We start from the raw sequence: 13,874 nt of genomic DNA on the forward strand, positions 1-13,874 counted from the left end.
CGCTTTCGGCGTCCGGCGCGTTCCCGCGCTTTCCGCCTTTCAGACTCTAGCAGATCTTCCGACCCGCTTTTCGTCCGTTCCTGCTGTTGCTTTCCACCTTCGGGACTTTCGTTCCTTCGGCTTCCGGCCCTTCGAGCCTAGCAGGTCTTCCGACCCGCTTCGCTCACCGCTTCGGCTTCGGAAATTTGTTCTTCCCGCTGCTTTCCGCGACCCCCGAACATTAGCGGATCGCATTTCCCACCGTCTAATCGGTGGCAATTCGCGTTCCGGCAATCTGCGGGGACACCCGAGCACGGAACTACGCGTGTGATGCGCAGGGCGCAGCACACTTCGTTCGAATGATCGGATTCGCCGCCCCGGGACCAGCCAGCGCAAGCACCTAGGCTCGTGTCTGTCTCAGGTCTCCCTGTCGGGCAACTTGGAGGACCTTACCGGTGCCCGGTCCCGACCGCAAACCGGCGCGGACGGGCTCCGTTTCGGGTGTTCGAACGCGAGCAGACTCCCGGCATGGTGACCTCCCGAGCACGACGAGCGAACCCGATCGTGACCGTCATACGCGCCGTGGTCACAGTGATCGTGGTCATCATCGTCCTGCACATCGTTCTGTTCGTCTTCGAGGCCAATCCCGCCAACGACGCGGTGGACACGATCGCCGACTGGTCGGACTGGCTCACCCGCTGGGCGAAGGACTTCTTCACCCCCGACAACCCCAAGGTCCGGGTCACGGTGAACTGCGGCCTGGCCGTTCTCGTGTACCTCGGGGCCGCCGCACTGCTGGAGCGCCTGGCCCGCCGGGTCTGAGCGCGATCACGATCGGCTCGATACTTCCGTACGGTGGCGGCGCACCAGTCGCGATGATGGGTGCAAGGACCGCATCGCACCGCCACCGACCGGAGGGCCCCATGTCGCTGCTCACCCCGGACAGCCTGGGCGACCTCCTGGGCTTGTTCGACTTCGGGAACGGGTGTGTCACCCGCGTCCACATCGAGGATCCGTTCAGTCCGAACGGCGCCACCGCCCGCGTCCTGGTCGATGCCAGGGATCGGGAACACGGCTGGCCGTGGATTCCCGTGGAGTTCACTCTTACGGGGCTTCGGGACTATCGGGTCGAACACGGCAAGGGTTTCTCCGGAATGCTCTATTTCGACCCGGTGCTCTCGCGATTCACCGACGAGACCTACGGCGATCTGTTCTATCTGGACTTCGATCCGGTCGACGGGCCCGGAGCCTACGAGCCGGTCGACGCAGGCGATGTCGTCGGTCGGTCGCAGTGCTTCTTCGCCGCGGAGAGCTGTTCGTGGCAGGCCCTGCCGCCCGCGGAGAGCCCTCGACTGAAGCTCATCGGTAACGTTTAGATCTCAAACCTTTCACTCACTAGGTTCAGCTTCTACGTTCACTCGCACCCGAATCGGTGGCGAGTGTTCGAGTCGTGAACGCTCGCCGACTGATTCCTCCGCATTCGGTACGAAGTCGAGTCGAGGACCCATGAAGCTCCAGCGGAAGCGCATCGCCGCCCTGCCCGCCGCCCTCGGCGCGGGCGCCCTGCTCCTGGCCCTGGCCGGGAGCGCCGACGCCGCCCCGAAGCACGGTGACCACCGCCCCTCCGTGGCCGGCATGCGGATCCTGCTGAGCAACGACGACTCGATGCAGAACGCCACGCCGGACGGCGCCGACGGCCGTGGGATCTACGAGGTACGCCGGGCGCTGTGTACCGCCGGGGCCGACGTCGTGGTGATGGCACCGTGGCAGTACATGAGCGGTTTCGGTACCGCGGCCACCGGCGGCGGCGCGCTCACCGTGTCCAGGCGCACCGCGCTGCCGGCCGGCTTCGAGGGCGACTGTGCCGGGGCACCGAGCAAGGGAGCCGTCTTCGGCGTGTGCAAGGGCAACGCCCCGTGCGGCCCGACGACCCCGAGCGCGACACCGGTGGACACCGTACGACTGGCCCTGCGCGGCGGCCTCGCCGCCAAGGTCGGCTGGCACGACGGTCCCGACCTGGTGCTCACCGGCATCAACTCCGGGCCCAACGTCGCCTCGGTCACCAACGATTCGGGCACGCTGGGCGCCGCCATCGCCGCGAACGACAACGGCAAGCCGGCCATCGCGCTCAGCGGCGGCTTCGACATGGAGACGTTCAAGGTGACCCCGGCCACCTACCGGGCGTTCGCCGACTTCCTGCCCTCGTACGTGGCACAGCTGAAGGACCGCAACGTGCTGTCGGACCGGTACGTGGTCAACATCAACCACCCGAACGTGGTGCCGGGCGAGCGGATCGGCCGACCGGTCTGGACCGAGATCGGCACCGAGACCGTGGTCGCGATCCGCTACACGGCCGAGGCCGACGGCGCCACGTTCGCGATCGGCCAGGGCGACTGCGCGTCGCCCGGCACCTTCTGCCGTCCGGAGACCAAGCGGCGGGCCGACTGGACCGAACTGAACAAGGGGAACATCACCGTCTCCGCCGTGACCGGCGACCGGACGCTGCGCGGCGGCGAGGACGATCGCCTGGAGCGGTTCGTCACCACCGGCCGCTGACGCCGGCCGACCTGCCGCGGGGGTGGGGCACACGGCGGCTCGATACTGGACCGATGGCAGACAAGCAGCGGCGACGCGGTCGCGCCCCCGAGCCGGTCCGGGCCGAGGTGGCGTCCGGCAGTGTCGAGCTCGAACCCGATCCGGATCGGGCCGGGGCCTGGACGCTGCGGCTGCACGGTTCGCCGCAGTCGCACGTGGATCTGGACGACCCGACCTGGTTGGAGTTCGAGTACGTGCGCCGGCTCGGCCACCTGGTCGACCTGATCGCGGACGCCGGCAAGCCGCTGCGGGCCCTCCACCTCGGCGGCGGCGGGCTGACCCTGCCCCGCTACGTGGCCGCCACCCGGCCGCGTTCGCGGCAGCAGGTGGTGGAGTTGGACGGGGAACTCGTCGAGTTCGTTCGGCGCGCGTTGCCGTGGGATCGCGCCTGGCAGATCCGGGTGCGCACCGGTGACGCCCGCGAGGTGGCCGCCCGGGCACCGGACGCCGCGTTCGACCTGGCCGTGGTGGACGTGTTCGCCGACTCGCGGGTGCCCGCGCATCTGACCTCGGCCGAGTTCGTCGGCGAGGTGGCCCGGACGTTGGCCCCCGGCGGGGTGTACGCGGTGAATCTGGCCGACGGCGGGCCGCTTTCCTTCGTTCGCACGCAGGTGGCCACGATCCGGTCGGTCTTCCCGAACCTGTTGCTCGTCGCCGATCCGGCGGTGTTGCGCGGGCGGCGGTTCGGCAATGTCGTGCTGGTCGCCTCGCACGGCGACCTGCCGATCGCCGAGTTGGCCCGGCGTACCGCCGCCGATCCGTTCCCCGGCCGGGTCGAGCACGGTCCCGCGCTGGCCGACTTCACCGGCGGCGCCGCCGTGGTCCACGACACCACGGCGGTCGCGTCGCCGGCCCCGCCCGCGCGTACGTTCGGCAAGAACTGAGCGGTGGGCCGGCCCCGACCCGCTACCGTCGCCGCCGGCGCTCCTCCACCCGGCCCTTCAGCAGGCCGACGACCATGAGCACGACCAGGGTCGCGACCAGCAGCACGACGGTGACCGCGGAGCCGAGGAGCACCTTGCCCCGGTCGGTGAGGGTGAAGATCGACACCGGCAGGGTGCGCCACTCGGCCGGGTAGACCATGATCGTCGCGCCCACCTCGCCCATGGACAGGGCGATCGCCAGGCTGGCCGCCGCGGTGATCGAGGGCAGCAACATCGGCAGTCGCACCCGCAGCAGCACCCGGGCCGGGCTCGCCCCGAGCGAGGCGGCGACCTCGGCGAAGGCCGCGTCGGTGCGATCCAGGCCCGCCGACACCGTCGAGTAGGCGAAGGTCACCACGAGCACCGCGTGCGCCGCGATGACGATCCACTTCGTGCCGTTGAGCAGGATCGGACCGTCGCTGAAGGCCACCAGCATGCCGAGGCCGACCACCACCGAGGGCACCGCGACCGGCAGGTGGAACACCGCGTCGGTGAGCCGGCGTACGAGGCGCGGCGCACCGCGCGCGGCGATCGCCGCCCACGTGCCGACCACGATCGCGATCAGCGACGCGCCGAGCGCGGTCTCGATGCTCACCACGAGGCTGTCGTAGTTGGTGCCCGCGGTGGCCTCGCGGATGTTCTCGCTCGTCCAGGACGCCGGCAGCACGCTGTTCCAGTCGCCGGCGAAGGCGGCGATGCCCAGGATCGCCAGCGGGGCGAGCACGAGGGGGGCGAAGACGAGTGCGAACAGCGCCCAGACGAGGGCGCGTCCGCTACGCGACCAGACCAGCACGGCCGGCTCCTGTCCGGGAGAAGACGAATCGGTACACGGTGTAGAGGGTCAGCGACAGCGCGACCTCGACCACCGCGACCACACACGCGCCCGGGTAGTCGAAGGTGACCGCGCCCTTGGCGTGCACCAGCATCGGCAGCGTGGTGACGTCCTTGGCGCCGATGAACAGCACGATCCCGAACTCGTTGAGGGTGAGCAGCAGGGTCAGGCTGCCGCCGGCCGCGAGCGCGGGCCAGGCCTCGGGCAGCAGCACCTGCCGGATCACCCGCAGCGGACCCGCGCCGAGCGAGGCCGCCACGTCGAGGCGTTCCCGGGGCACCAGCGCGAAGGCCGCGAGCAGCGGACGCATCACGAACGGGGTGTAGAAGGTGATCTCGGCCAGCACCACGCACCACGGCGAGTACAGGAAGCCGACCAGCGGCTCGCCCAGGCCGAGCTTGTCCGCCGCCGCGTTGACCACGCCCGCCGTGCCGTACAGGAAGGTGAAGGCGAGCGCGATCAGGAAGGACGGGAAGGCCAGCACGGTGTCCACGATCCTGCTCACCGCGCGCGAGCCGGGGAAGGGCACGAAGGACAACACCAGGGCCAGGAAAAAGCCCACCACCAGGCAGCCGAGCGTGGACAACACGGCGATCTCGACCGTGTTCCACAGCGCGTCGCCGAACGAGGGCGAGTTCAGTACGTCGCGCCACACGTCGAGGCCGACGTTCTCGTTCTTGTCGACGAAGGACTGCTTGACCACGAGCGCGAGCGGATAGAGGAAGAACCCGGCGGCGAGCACGAGCGGCGGGAGCACCCACAACGCGCGGGTCGCGCCGCCGCGGGCCCGCCGCTCGCGGACCGGGGCCGGGGCCGGCTTCGTCGCGATCGGCGGCTCGGTCAGCGTCGCGGTCATCCGCCCGCTCCCGCCGGGACCAGGACGCACGGCTCGGCGGGCAGCGCGACGCCCAACCGCTCGCCGAGCGCGGGCACCGCGGCCAGGTCGGTGACGTCGATCCGGATCTCCCGCTCGGCGTCGCCTTCCAACACGCAGGTCAGCCGGTAGTCGGCGCCGCGCCACTGGGTCGCGACCAGTCGCGCGGGCAGCGTGTCCGCCCGGTCGGCCTCGGTCACCCCCAGAGTGTGCGGGCGGGCCACGAGCAGCGCCCGAGCGCCCTCGACGAACGCCCCGGTCGGATCGGCCGCGACGGTCAGCCCGCCCACCGCCACCCGCACCGCGTCGTCCCCGGCCGTGCAATCCGCCAGCACCCGCGCGTCGAGCAGGTTGGCCGCGCCCAGGAAGGACGCGGTGAACTCGCTCGGCGGCCGGCGGTAGAGCCGGTCCGTCGCGTCGAGGTCGACCAGGAGCGCGTCCCGCATCACCGCGATCCGGTCGGCGAGCGCCAGCGCCTCGGTCTGATCGTGCGTCACGTACATGATCGCCACGTCGGGCAACTCCCCGCGCAGTCGCTGCAGTTCGCCGAGCAGATCGGCGCGCAGCGTGGCGTCGAGCGCGGACAGCGGCTCGTCGAGCAGCAGCACGGGCGGCCGGATGGCCAACGCCCGCGCGATCGCCACCCGCTGCTGCTGCCCGCCGGACAACTCGCGGGGATAGCGCCGGGCGTAGCCGGCCATCCCCACCATGTCCAGCGCCTCGGTGACCCGGCGGCCCACCTCGGCGCGCGAGACCCGGCGGGCCCTGAGCCCGAACGCCACGTTGTCGGCGACCCGCATGTGCGGGAACAGCGCGTAGTTCTGCACCACGACGCCGATGCCGCGCTTGTTCGGCGGCTCGTACGTGACGTCGCGGCCGGCCAGGGTGATCCGGCCCGAGGCGGGCCGGAGGAAACCCGCGACCGCCTTGAGCGCGGTGGACTTGCCCGAGCCCGAGGGCCCGAGCAGGGCCACCGTCTCGCCTCGGGCGACCTCCAGGGTCAGCCCCTCCAGGGCCGTGACGGATCCATAACGGACCGTCAGATCCTGGATGCCGATCGCCGATTCGGTCGGCGCGGCACTCGCGACGGCGGACGCGGTGCGCTCGATGGCTGGTGCGGTCATGCGGGTTCCCTCCCTGTCCGCGGTTGATTTCGGACGTGTGCGCCGGCGGTTCAGCGACCGACGGCCTTGTTGTAGGCGGCCAGGTCGGCGTCCAGGTCCTTGAGGACGGTGTCCCACTCCGGAGCCCAGATCTCCACGCCCTCCAGGGCCTTGGTGATCTCGGCGGCGTTCGCGTCGGTCGGCTTGACGTCCTCGCGGACCGGCAGGCCGAGCGCGTCGGCGGAGACCGAGGTCTGCGCCTCGGTGGAGAGCAGGTAGTCCATCAGCTTGCGGCCGTTGTCGGCGTGCGGGGCGCCCGAGGACAGGCCCATGAAGTAGGGCAGCGCGAACGTCGAGGGCTTGCCCGCGTCGTCGGCCGGGAACCAGACCTTGAAGTTGGACTTGTCGTTGTGGATCGACGCCAGGTTCATCTGCAAGTCGCCGTTGGCCACGCTGAGTTCGCCCTTGCCGACCTTGGGCTGGAGCTTGCCGGTGGACGAGGACGGGCCGACGTTGTTGGATTCGAGCCGCTTGAGGTAGTCGAGCGCGCCCTGCTTGCCGTACAGGTGCTGGAGCTGGATCAGTACGGCGGTGCCGTCGCCGGCCTGGCCGGGCGTGGAGTACTGGAGCTTGGACTTGAACCGGCCGTCGGTCAGCTCGGCCCACTTGGTCGGCGCGGGCTTGGCGGTGTCCGGGTTGTAGATCCAGGAGGCGTAGTTGTTCACCACGGCGGTGAACCGGCCCTGGGCGTCCTTGCCGGTGGCGGGCACCTTGTCGGAGCCGGCCGGGGTGTAGGCGGTGAGCAGGTTGGCCTGGGCGGCGCGCTGGATGAACGGCGGCAGCGTGATCGCCACGTCGGCCTGCGGGTTGCCCTTCTCCTTCTCCATGCGCGTGACCACCTCGCCGGAGCCGGACTCGACCAGGTTGACCTTGACCCCGGTCTTCTTCTCGAAGTCCGCGAAACGCTTGGTGTACCAGTCGGCGAGGCCGTCCACCGAGTAGACGGTGACGCTGCCGGAGCCCTTGGCGGGCGCGCCGCCGGGGGCGGCGTTGGCGGCCGGCTTGGTGTCGTCCGAGCCGCTCCCGCCGGTCCCGCCGCAGGCGCTCGCGCCGAGCACGACCACGGTGGCGGCGGCGGTGAGGCCGAGGATGCGTCGCATGGGGAATCGCCCTTTCGAGACGTCGAATCAGCCCTGGAGCAGGGCGGGAAGATCGCGGATGGAGCCGAGTACGTGGGTGGCGCCGGCCGCTTCGAGCACGGCGCGGTCGTGCGCGCCGGTGAGCACACCGGCGGCGATGGAGGCACCGGAGCGCAGTCCGGTGAGTACGTCGAACGCGGTGTCGCCGACCACGGCGACCGCGCGCAGGTCGTCCACGCCCAGGCGCAGCACCGCGGTGAGCACCATGTCGGGGTAGGGCCGCCCGCGCCCGGCCTCGGCCGGGCACAGGGTGAGGTCGGCGAGGTCGGCCCAGCCGAGCGCGGCCAGGATCGCATCCTGGGTGGGGCGGCCGAAGCCGGTGGTCAGCGCGACCTTGACGCCGGCCGCGCGCAGCGCGCGGATGGTGTCCTCGGCGCCCTCGATCGGCGCGCAGCGGCCCTCGGCGACCAGGTCGGCGTAGGCGCCCTCGAACGCGAGGTTGGCCGCTTGGGCGCGCTCCTCGTCGCCGTCGAGCAGGGCCCGGAAGACGGTGATCTTGCTTTCGCCCATGGTGTCGTGGACGTAGCCGAGCTTGCGCTCGAAGTCGGCCGTGCCGGGCTCGACGCCGACCGCGCCGATCGCCCGGGTGAACGCCTCGACCACGAGGCCGTCGTCCGCGACGGTGGTGCCGGCCATGTCCAGGACGGCGAGCTGATAGTTCGTCATGAGTGGTGCTCCGGGGGGCTTTGGACGACGGGTGGGGCGGGAAGGGGCGGCCGGGTCACAGGCCGACGGTGTCGGCGGTGCGTTCCGCGATCGCGGGCGAGCAGGTCATCCCGCGCCCGCCGGGGCCGGTCACCAGCCAGGTGCCGGGGGCGACCTGTTCGCGGTGCACGACGCGGGTGGTGTCGACGGTCTGCGCGTACACCCCGGCCCAGCGGCGGCGCACGGCCGGCAGCGGTCGGCCGAGCAGGGCCTCGGCCACCTCGACCAGGTGCGTGTAGGGCGCGGAGTCGACGTCGAAGGTGAACGGCTCGTCGTACTCGTGCGTGTCGCCGATGGTCAGCCCGCCGTCGAGGCGCTGGACCATCAGCAGCTGCATGCGGTGCTCGGTGGGCACCGGCGCCTGCGGGCGGGCGGCGCGCAGCGCCTCGAGCGCGGTGCCGGCGTAGGCCGGGTAGTAGCGGAAGCTGTCGCCGTCGGCGACCGAGGTGGTCAGCGCCTCGTCGAGCGGGTCGGTCTGCATCATCTGCAGGCGCACCCGGCGCACCGGCAGTGCGGGGGCCAGCTCGCGGACCAGGCCGCTCAGCCACGCGCCGGTGCACAGCACCACCAGGTCGCCCTCGTGCGTCTGCCCGTGGTCGTCGCGCACCCCGGTGCCGGCGGGCAGCAGGTCGCGCACCTCACGTCCGGGCAGCCAGGTGTACCGGCCGGAGCCGGCCATCCGGCCGCGCAGCGCGGGCAGCGCGACGCGGGACTCGACCGCGCCGTCGCGCTCGCACCACAGCGCGGCGTCGAAGGAGCCGCGCAGGGCCGGGTTGTGGCCGCGCGCCTCCTCCGGGGTGAGCAGCTTCAGCCCGCGTTCGGCGGCGTCCGGCAGGGCGAGCGCCGCCTCGGCGACCGCGACCTCCTCGGCGCCGCGGCACACGGTGAGCGAGCCGCCCGGGCGAAAGCCGATGCCGGGCACGTCGGCGCCGATGCGCTCCCACATCTCGCGGGCCCGCAGCGCGGTGTCCAGTTCGTCGCCGCCGGCGCGGCCACCGATCCACACCAGGCCGAAGTTGCGCACCGATGCACCGCGCGCCTCGCGCTCGCGCTCGATGTGCACGACCTCGTGGCCTCGCTCGATGGCCTGCCAGGCGTGCATGGTGCCCAGCACGCCACCTCCGACGACAATGACTCGCACCGGCTTCCTCCGTGTTCTCGGGGGCGAATGCGACCAGCTTGGGAGTGGCCGATGCCGAGCACACGGAGGCGGTATGTCGTCCGGGTGAACAGTCCGTTAAGGTCCGAACCTGTTACCTCGTCGTTATCAAAGTCGGTCGGTCAGGCCCGCATACGCGTCGCGAATCCCATCCGATCACCACGAAACAGCGCCCGCACCCGCTCGATGGGCACCCCCTGTGGGTCGTAGGAGGTGCGCATGACCAGCAACATCGGCAGCGCCGGGTTGGTCTCCAGGAGCAGCGCCTCGCGCGGCGCGGCCAGGACGGTCTCCACCGTCTCGTGCATCTCCGCGAAGACCACCCCGAGGTCGTCCTGCAGGCACTTGTACAACGACCCCTCCGGGCGCAGCACGTCCAGGATCGTGGGGAACCGGTCCAGCGGCAGGTAGGTGCTCTCCAGGCCGATCGGCTCGTCGTCGGCGAGCAGCACCCGCTCCACGTGCACGGTCAGGTCGCCGGCCCGGATCCGCAGCCGTTCGGCCAGGTCGGGCTTGGCGACGTGGTGTTCGAGGGTGACCACACGTCGGCTGGGGGTCAGCCCCATCGCGCGCACCGCCTCGGTGTAGCTGCCCATGCTCACCGGCTGCATCAGCTTCGGCGGCGCGACGTAGGTGCCGCGCCCGCGCGCCGAGCGCAGTCGGCCCTCCATCACCAACTCGCCGATCGCCGCGCGCAGCGTGGAGCGGGCGACGCCGTAGTCGGCGGCGAGTTCGCGTTCGGAGGGCAGCAGGGCGTCCTCGCCCAACTCGTCCATGAGTTGGAGCAGGCGCATCTTCACCGTGTGCGACTTGGGCACGCGGCCGTGTTCGGGAACGCCGTCGCGATAGGGACGGGCTGTGGAGTCCGGTCTGGGCACGAAGGGAGCCTATTCGGCCGGCGCCGGGTACGTTCGACCCTTCCACGCCGCACCGCGCCCACGCGCGTGCCGCACCGCCGAGTGCACGGTCATCCCCAGGTAGAGCGTGGCCGCCGCCGGCAACAACACCGCCTCCGCCGCAGGCCGTCCGTAATAGTGCACCATCGGCACATAGGTCGCGGTCATCAGCGCCCATACCGCGAGCCCGAGCAGCGCAAGCGGCACATCGCCGCCGACGAGCCCGGCGACCAGCGCGACCGGCGCGGCCAGATAGACCAGCGCCAGTCCCACCACGGTGCCGGCGAGCAGCAGCCACGAGTGCCGGAGCTGGGCGAACGCGCTGCGCGCGACCATGTTCCACAGGTCGGCCAGCCCCGGATAGGGCCGCACGCTGTCCACGTGCCGCGCCGGGCCGTCCGCGAGCACCAGCCGGATCCGGCCGCCGGAGCGCTTGAGCGCCGCGCCGAGGGACACGTCGTCGATCACCGCGTCCCGGATCGCCGCCACCCCGCCGGCCCGCTCCAGCGAGGTGCGCCGCACCAGCACGCATCCGCCGGCGGCTGCCGCCACGCGGGATGTCGGCCGGTTCACCCGGCGGAACGGGAAGAGCTTGCCGAAGAAGTACACGAAGGCCGGCACGATCAACTTCTCCCACCGGGTGTGCGTACGCAGCCGGGCCATCACCGACAGCAGGTCGAGCCGGTCCCGCTCGGCCTCGCCGACCAGCCGGGCCAGCGAATCGGGCGCGTGCGCGATGTCCGCGTCGGTGAACAGGATCCAGTCCACCTCGCCGACCGACTCCACGCCGTGCCGCAGCGCCCACAGCTTGCCGGTCCAGCCCGAGGGCGGCTCCCCGGGCGAGGTCACGGTCAGCGACACCCGGGCATCGGCCCCCAACCAGCGGGCCACCTCGGCGGTCGCGTCGGTACTGCCGTCGTCTACCAGCACCACCCGCGCCCGGCCGGGGAAGTCCTGCGCGAGCAGCGTGGGCAGGCTCTCCCCGAGCACCGCGGCCTCGTCGCGCGCGGGCACGATCACCGCCACCGAGGCGCTGTCCGAGGGTGGCGCGGCGGGCCGTGCCAGGCGCACGTCGGTGCGCCAGAACCAGCCGTGAAACAGGGTCAGATAGACCCAGGCGAGACCGGAAACGGCGGTGATCCACAACAAGACGTCCACATCGGAAGCCTGCCGGCTCCGTCGCGCCACCCGGGCGCTCCTTCCGGGTGAAGTCCGCGCGCGAACGGAGTCCTCCGGTCAAGCGGGCGAGCGCCGGGGCCGATATCGGGTAGGGGAATTGTCTCGACAGTCGAGGAACTACCCATCGGCAGAAGGGCGGTGCCCGTCATGGGCGACGCGACGACGAAAGATCGGGAGCAGGTTCTCGGGGGCGGGGCGACCCGTTGGCAGGGATTCGAGGTCGGCACCCGGGTACGGGTGCAGGTGGGCCTGAGCACCGGGCACATCGGCGAGGTCTGCGAGGTGTTCGCGGACGCACACCGGCCACCGCTGTCCCCGTATCAGTGGTATTCGGTGCGTTTCGCGGACGGCCTGCGCCCGCTGTACCGCCACGACGAGCTGGTCGAGCTTTCGTAGGTCGCTCCCGCCCGGCCCGCTCGCGGCCACCGCGTGCGCCCGCACCCCGACGGCGGGCGCGCGCGGCATGCGGCGGGCCGCGCGTACCGCCCGAACGACCCCTCGGCCGCGTGTCCAACGACACCGTCGGTCGGGTCTTGCGCTCGCACGCCCACCGGGGCAGGGTGCGGACACGGGATCTGAAAGGGCGTCAGAATGACGATCAAGCTGGGCGTGATGGCGCCCTTCGCGGACGGTCTGATCACCTCCGGCGGCTTCCTGCGCGACTTCGCCGGCACGCTGGAGGAGTGCGGCGTGGAGTCCGTGTGGACCGTCGAACACGTCGTGGTCGCCGAGGACTACGAGCCCCTGTACCCGTATTCGGATTCCGGCCGCACCCCCAGCGCGGCGGGTGTGGTGCCGATGCCCGACCCGCTGGAGACCATCGCCTTCCTCGCGGGCGCCTCGCGCACCCTGCGCTTCGGCACCGCGATGGTGGTCGCGCCGCTGCACAGCCCGGTGGTGTTGGCCAAGCGGGCCGCCACCATCGACCGGCACTCGGACGGCCGGTTGTTGCTCGGCCTGGGCATCGGCTGGCAGAAGGAGGAGTACGCCGCGGTCGGCGCGGCGTACTCCGAGCGCGGCGCCCGGCTCGAGGAGTGTGTGGGCGCGATGCGCGCGCTGTGGGCCGACGCGCCCGCCACGTTCCGCGGCAGGTTCACCACGTTCGAGCGGGTGCACTGTCTGCCGCGCCCCGAACGCGGCGCGGTACCGGTGGTGCTCGGCGGCAACAGCGAGCCGGCGGTGCGCCGGGCGGGCCGGATCGGCGACGGCTGGTTCCCGTACACGATCGCCCCCGACGAGTTCGAGGCGCGCGCAGAGGTGCTGCGCGCGAGCATGGCCGCGGCCGGTCGGGCCCCGGACGCGGTGGAGATCACCGCGTGGCCCGGCTCGTGCGATCGCGACCTCCAGTACGACCCGAACTGGGTGCGCCGGTTCACCGACGCGGGCGCGAGCCGCCTGGTGTTCGCCCCCAACCCGGCCAAACTGGCCGGGCCGCGGGGGCTGCGGGTGTTGCGCGAGCGGATCGCGCACTACCGCGAGACCGTCGCGGACAAGCTGTGAACACCCCCGCGACGCCCGTCCCACAGACCGTGAGCATCCTCGACCACGTGACCCTGACGAACGATCAGGTCGCCTGGTGGCTGGGCCAGTTCCATGATCGTTATCTGCCGGGCGCGCAACGGCGCGGGATGCGCCTGGAGCGGGTCTGGCGCTCGCCCGCGGGTCGGGACGCGACCACCGTGCACATCCTGTGGATCCTGCCGGGGATCCGCGCGTTCTACGCGATGCGCGGGGCCGCGGCGGCCGATCCGGAGGTGGCGGCGTTCTGGGCGGCTACCGACGGTTACGCGCTGGAGCGGCAGCGGCGGGCGCTGCAACCGGCCGAGGGCGGCTCGGGGGTGTCCGCGTGAGGCGGTGGGTGGTCCGCGCGGACGGGCCGCCCGCTCCCGGGTCTTCGGTACTCGCGGCCGAGGGTCTGTCGGCGGGGCCGGATCTGCCCGGCAGCGTCGGCGGGCTCGGCTGGTCGTGGGATCTGCGCGCCGACGCGCGGCCCGAACTGCCCGCGTCCGCCGACGCGATCGCCCTGCGCCCGGTGCGCGCCGGGTTCGTGCCGCTGACCGGTCCGCGAATCAAGCGCACCCTGCTGCTGACCGTGCGCGCGGGCACTCCCGCCGACGTGCTCGCGGAGTTCGAATCGGATCTGATCGCGATGCCGGAGCACATCGGGACCATCCGCTCCTGGGCGTTGTCCCGGGTGGACCCGGTCGGGGGCGACACCGCGTGGACCCACGCGTGGGAACAGGAGTTCGCCACGATCGAGGGGTTGACCGGCGAATATCTGCTGAACCCGTATCACTGGGCGCATGTGGATCGCTGGTTCGACGGCGAGATACCCGGGGCGATCGTGGAACCCGTACTGGCTCACGTCTTCCGCTGGAGCCAATCCCCGGTGCTTACCGACGATCTGCCCGGAGAGTGATCTGACTGGCC

16 protein-coding genes are annotated in these 13,874 nt (G+C 71.7%); 8 read left to right on the forward strand and 8 right to left on the reverse strand.

The annotated features are described in order from the left end of the window. Positions 1 to 543 precede the first annotated feature (543 nt). The 4 genes from ACFXKZ_RS24765 to ACFXKZ_RS24780 all read left to right on the forward strand — a co-directional run bounded on the left by ACFXKZ_RS24765 (position 544) and on the right by ACFXKZ_RS24780 (position 3,458). Complete coding sequence (locus tag ACFXKZ_RS24765; RefSeq protein WP_380003164.1) at positions 544 to 801, forward strand: hypothetical protein; 258 nt, start codon at positions 544 to 546, stop codon at positions 799 to 801. A 101-nt stretch (positions 802 to 902) separates the two neighbouring features. After that, a complete protein-coding gene (locus ACFXKZ_RS24770; RefSeq protein ID WP_126640126.1) occupies positions 903 to 1,355 on the forward strand; it encodes a hypothetical protein in 453 nt (150 codons plus the stop codon). Positions 1,356 to 1,485: 130 nt separating this feature from the next. Further along, positions 1,486 to 2,535 carry a 5'/3'-nucleotidase SurE gene (locus ACFXKZ_RS24775; RefSeq protein ID WP_380003165.1) on the forward strand — a complete coding sequence of 350 codons (1,050 nt, stop codon included), beginning with the start codon at positions 1,486 to 1,488 and terminating at the stop codon, positions 2,533 to 2,535. 53 nt (positions 2,536 to 2,588) lie between these two features. Further along, positions 2,589 to 3,458: a spermidine synthase gene (locus ACFXKZ_RS24780; RefSeq protein WP_380003167.1), complete on the forward strand. Its 870-nt coding sequence runs from the start codon at positions 2,589 to 2,591 to the stop codon at positions 3,456 to 3,458. Between the two features lie 22 nt (positions 3,459 to 3,480). Here the strand turns inward: ACFXKZ_RS24780 and ACFXKZ_RS24785 are convergent, their stop codons facing one another. The 8 genes from ACFXKZ_RS24785 to ACFXKZ_RS24820 all read right to left on the reverse strand — a co-directional run bounded on the left by ACFXKZ_RS24785 (position 3,481) and on the right by ACFXKZ_RS24820 (position 11,423). Beyond that, positions 3,481 to 4,290, reverse strand: coding sequence for an ABC transporter permease (locus ACFXKZ_RS24785; protein WP_380003168.1), 810 nt, complete (start codon positions 4,288 to 4,290; stop codon positions 3,481 to 3,483). Further along, positions 4,271 to 5,185, reverse strand: a complete 915-nt coding sequence (locus ACFXKZ_RS24790; RefSeq protein WP_380003169.1) for a 2-aminoethylphosphonate ABC transporter permease subunit — start codon at positions 5,183 to 5,185, stop codon at positions 4,271 to 4,273. Before ACFXKZ_RS24790 ends, ACFXKZ_RS24785 begins: the two co-directional genes overlap by 20 nt. Further along, positions 5,182 to 6,327 (reverse strand): ABC transporter ATP-binding protein, encoded by a 1,146-nt coding sequence (locus tag ACFXKZ_RS24795; RefSeq protein WP_380003170.1) that lies wholly within the window; start codon positions 6,325 to 6,327, stop codon positions 5,182 to 5,184. The genes ACFXKZ_RS24790 and ACFXKZ_RS24795 overlap by 4 nt, the downstream gene beginning before the upstream one ends. A 50-nt stretch (positions 6,328 to 6,377) precedes the next feature. Continuing rightward, positions 6,378 to 7,466 (reverse strand): 2-aminoethylphosphonate ABC transporter substrate-binding protein, encoded by a 1,089-nt coding sequence (locus tag ACFXKZ_RS24800; RefSeq protein ID WP_380003171.1) that lies wholly within the window; start codon positions 7,464 to 7,466, stop codon positions 6,378 to 6,380. Positions 7,467 to 7,493: 27 nt separating this feature from the next. Then, positions 7,494 to 8,171: a phosphonatase-like hydrolase gene (locus tag ACFXKZ_RS24805; protein ID WP_380003172.1), complete on the reverse strand. Its 678-nt coding sequence runs from the start codon at positions 8,169 to 8,171 to the stop codon at positions 7,494 to 7,496. A gap of 55 nt (positions 8,172 to 8,226) precedes the next feature. After that, positions 8,227 to 9,351, reverse strand: a complete 1,125-nt coding sequence (locus ACFXKZ_RS24810) for a TIGR03364 family FAD-dependent oxidoreductase (protein WP_380003173.1) — start codon at positions 9,349 to 9,351, stop codon at positions 8,227 to 8,229. 140 nt (positions 9,352 to 9,491) lie between these two features. Next, positions 9,492 to 10,169, reverse strand: a complete 678-nt coding sequence (locus tag ACFXKZ_RS24815; RefSeq protein ID WP_380003526.1) for a GntR family transcriptional regulator — start codon at positions 10,167 to 10,169, stop codon at positions 9,492 to 9,494. A gap of 87 nt (positions 10,170 to 10,256) precedes the next feature. Then, positions 10,257 to 11,423 (reverse strand): glycosyltransferase, encoded by a 1,167-nt coding sequence (locus ACFXKZ_RS24820; protein ID WP_380003527.1) that lies wholly within the window; start codon positions 11,421 to 11,423, stop codon positions 10,257 to 10,259. A gap of 168 nt (positions 11,424 to 11,591) precedes the next feature. On the opposite strand from ACFXKZ_RS24820, the gene ACFXKZ_RS24825 reads away from it, so the two are divergent. From ACFXKZ_RS24825 to ACFXKZ_RS24840, 4 genes are all read left to right on the forward strand, one after another. Beyond that, positions 11,592 to 11,840, forward strand: a complete 249-nt coding sequence (locus tag ACFXKZ_RS24825; RefSeq protein ID WP_380003175.1) for a hypothetical protein — start codon at positions 11,592 to 11,594, stop codon at positions 11,838 to 11,840. A 195-nt stretch (positions 11,841 to 12,035) separates the two neighbouring features. Then, the gene (locus ACFXKZ_RS24830) at positions 12,036 to 12,944 is read left to right on the forward strand and encodes a TIGR03619 family F420-dependent LLM class oxidoreductase (RefSeq protein WP_380003176.1); all 909 of its coding nucleotides are present in this window, start codon (positions 12,036 to 12,038) and stop codon (positions 12,942 to 12,944) included. 47 nt (positions 12,945 to 12,991) lie between these two features. Further along, positions 12,992 to 13,294: an NIPSNAP family protein gene (locus tag ACFXKZ_RS24835; RefSeq protein ID WP_380003178.1), complete on the forward strand. Its 303-nt coding sequence runs from the start codon at positions 12,992 to 12,994 to the stop codon at positions 13,292 to 13,294. Then, the gene (locus ACFXKZ_RS24840; protein WP_380003180.1) at positions 13,291 to 13,863 is read left to right on the forward strand and encodes a Dabb family protein; all 573 of its coding nucleotides are present in this window, start codon (positions 13,291 to 13,293) and stop codon (positions 13,861 to 13,863) included. The genes ACFXKZ_RS24835 and ACFXKZ_RS24840 overlap by 4 nt, the downstream gene beginning before the upstream one ends. Positions 13,864 to 13,874 lie beyond the last annotated feature (11 nt).

Source organism: Embleya sp. NPDC059237, from assembly GCF_042754105.1.
Classification (GTDB): Bacteria; Actinomycetota; Actinomycetes; order Streptomycetales; family Streptomycetaceae; genus Embleya.

Coding starts and splice junctions, on each gene's coding strand:
- ACFXKZ_RS24770 (WP_126640126.1), top strand. CDS start 903: ATGTCGCTGCTCACCCCGGACAGCCTGGGCGACCTCCTGGGCTTGTTC.
- ACFXKZ_RS24775 (WP_380003165.1), top strand. CDS start 1,486: ATGAAGCTCCAGCGGAAGCGCATCGCCGCCCTGCCCGCCGCCCTCGGC.
- ACFXKZ_RS24780 (WP_380003167.1), top strand. CDS start 2,589: ATGGCAGACAAGCAGCGGCGACGCGGTCGCGCCCCCGAGCCGGTCCGG.
- ACFXKZ_RS24790 (WP_380003169.1), bottom strand. CDS start 5,185: ATGACCGCGACGCTGACCGAGCCGCCGATCGCGACGAAGCCGGCCCCG.
- ACFXKZ_RS24825 (WP_380003175.1), top strand. CDS start 11,592: ATGGGCGACGCGACGACGAAAGATCGGGAGCAGGTTCTCGGGGGCGGG.
- ACFXKZ_RS24800 (WP_380003171.1), bottom strand. CDS start 7,466: ATGCGACGCATCCTCGGCCTCACCGCCGCCGCCACCGTGGTCGTGCTC.
- ACFXKZ_RS24805 (WP_380003172.1), bottom strand. CDS start 8,171: ATGACGAACTATCAGCTCGCCGTCCTGGACATGGCCGGCACCACCGTC.
- ACFXKZ_RS24795 (WP_380003170.1), bottom strand. CDS start 6,327: ATGACCGCACCAGCCATCGAGCGCACCGCGTCCGCCGTCGCGAGTGCC.
- ACFXKZ_RS24830 (WP_380003176.1), top strand. CDS start 12,036: ATGACGATCAAGCTGGGCGTGATGGCGCCCTTCGCGGACGGTCTGATC.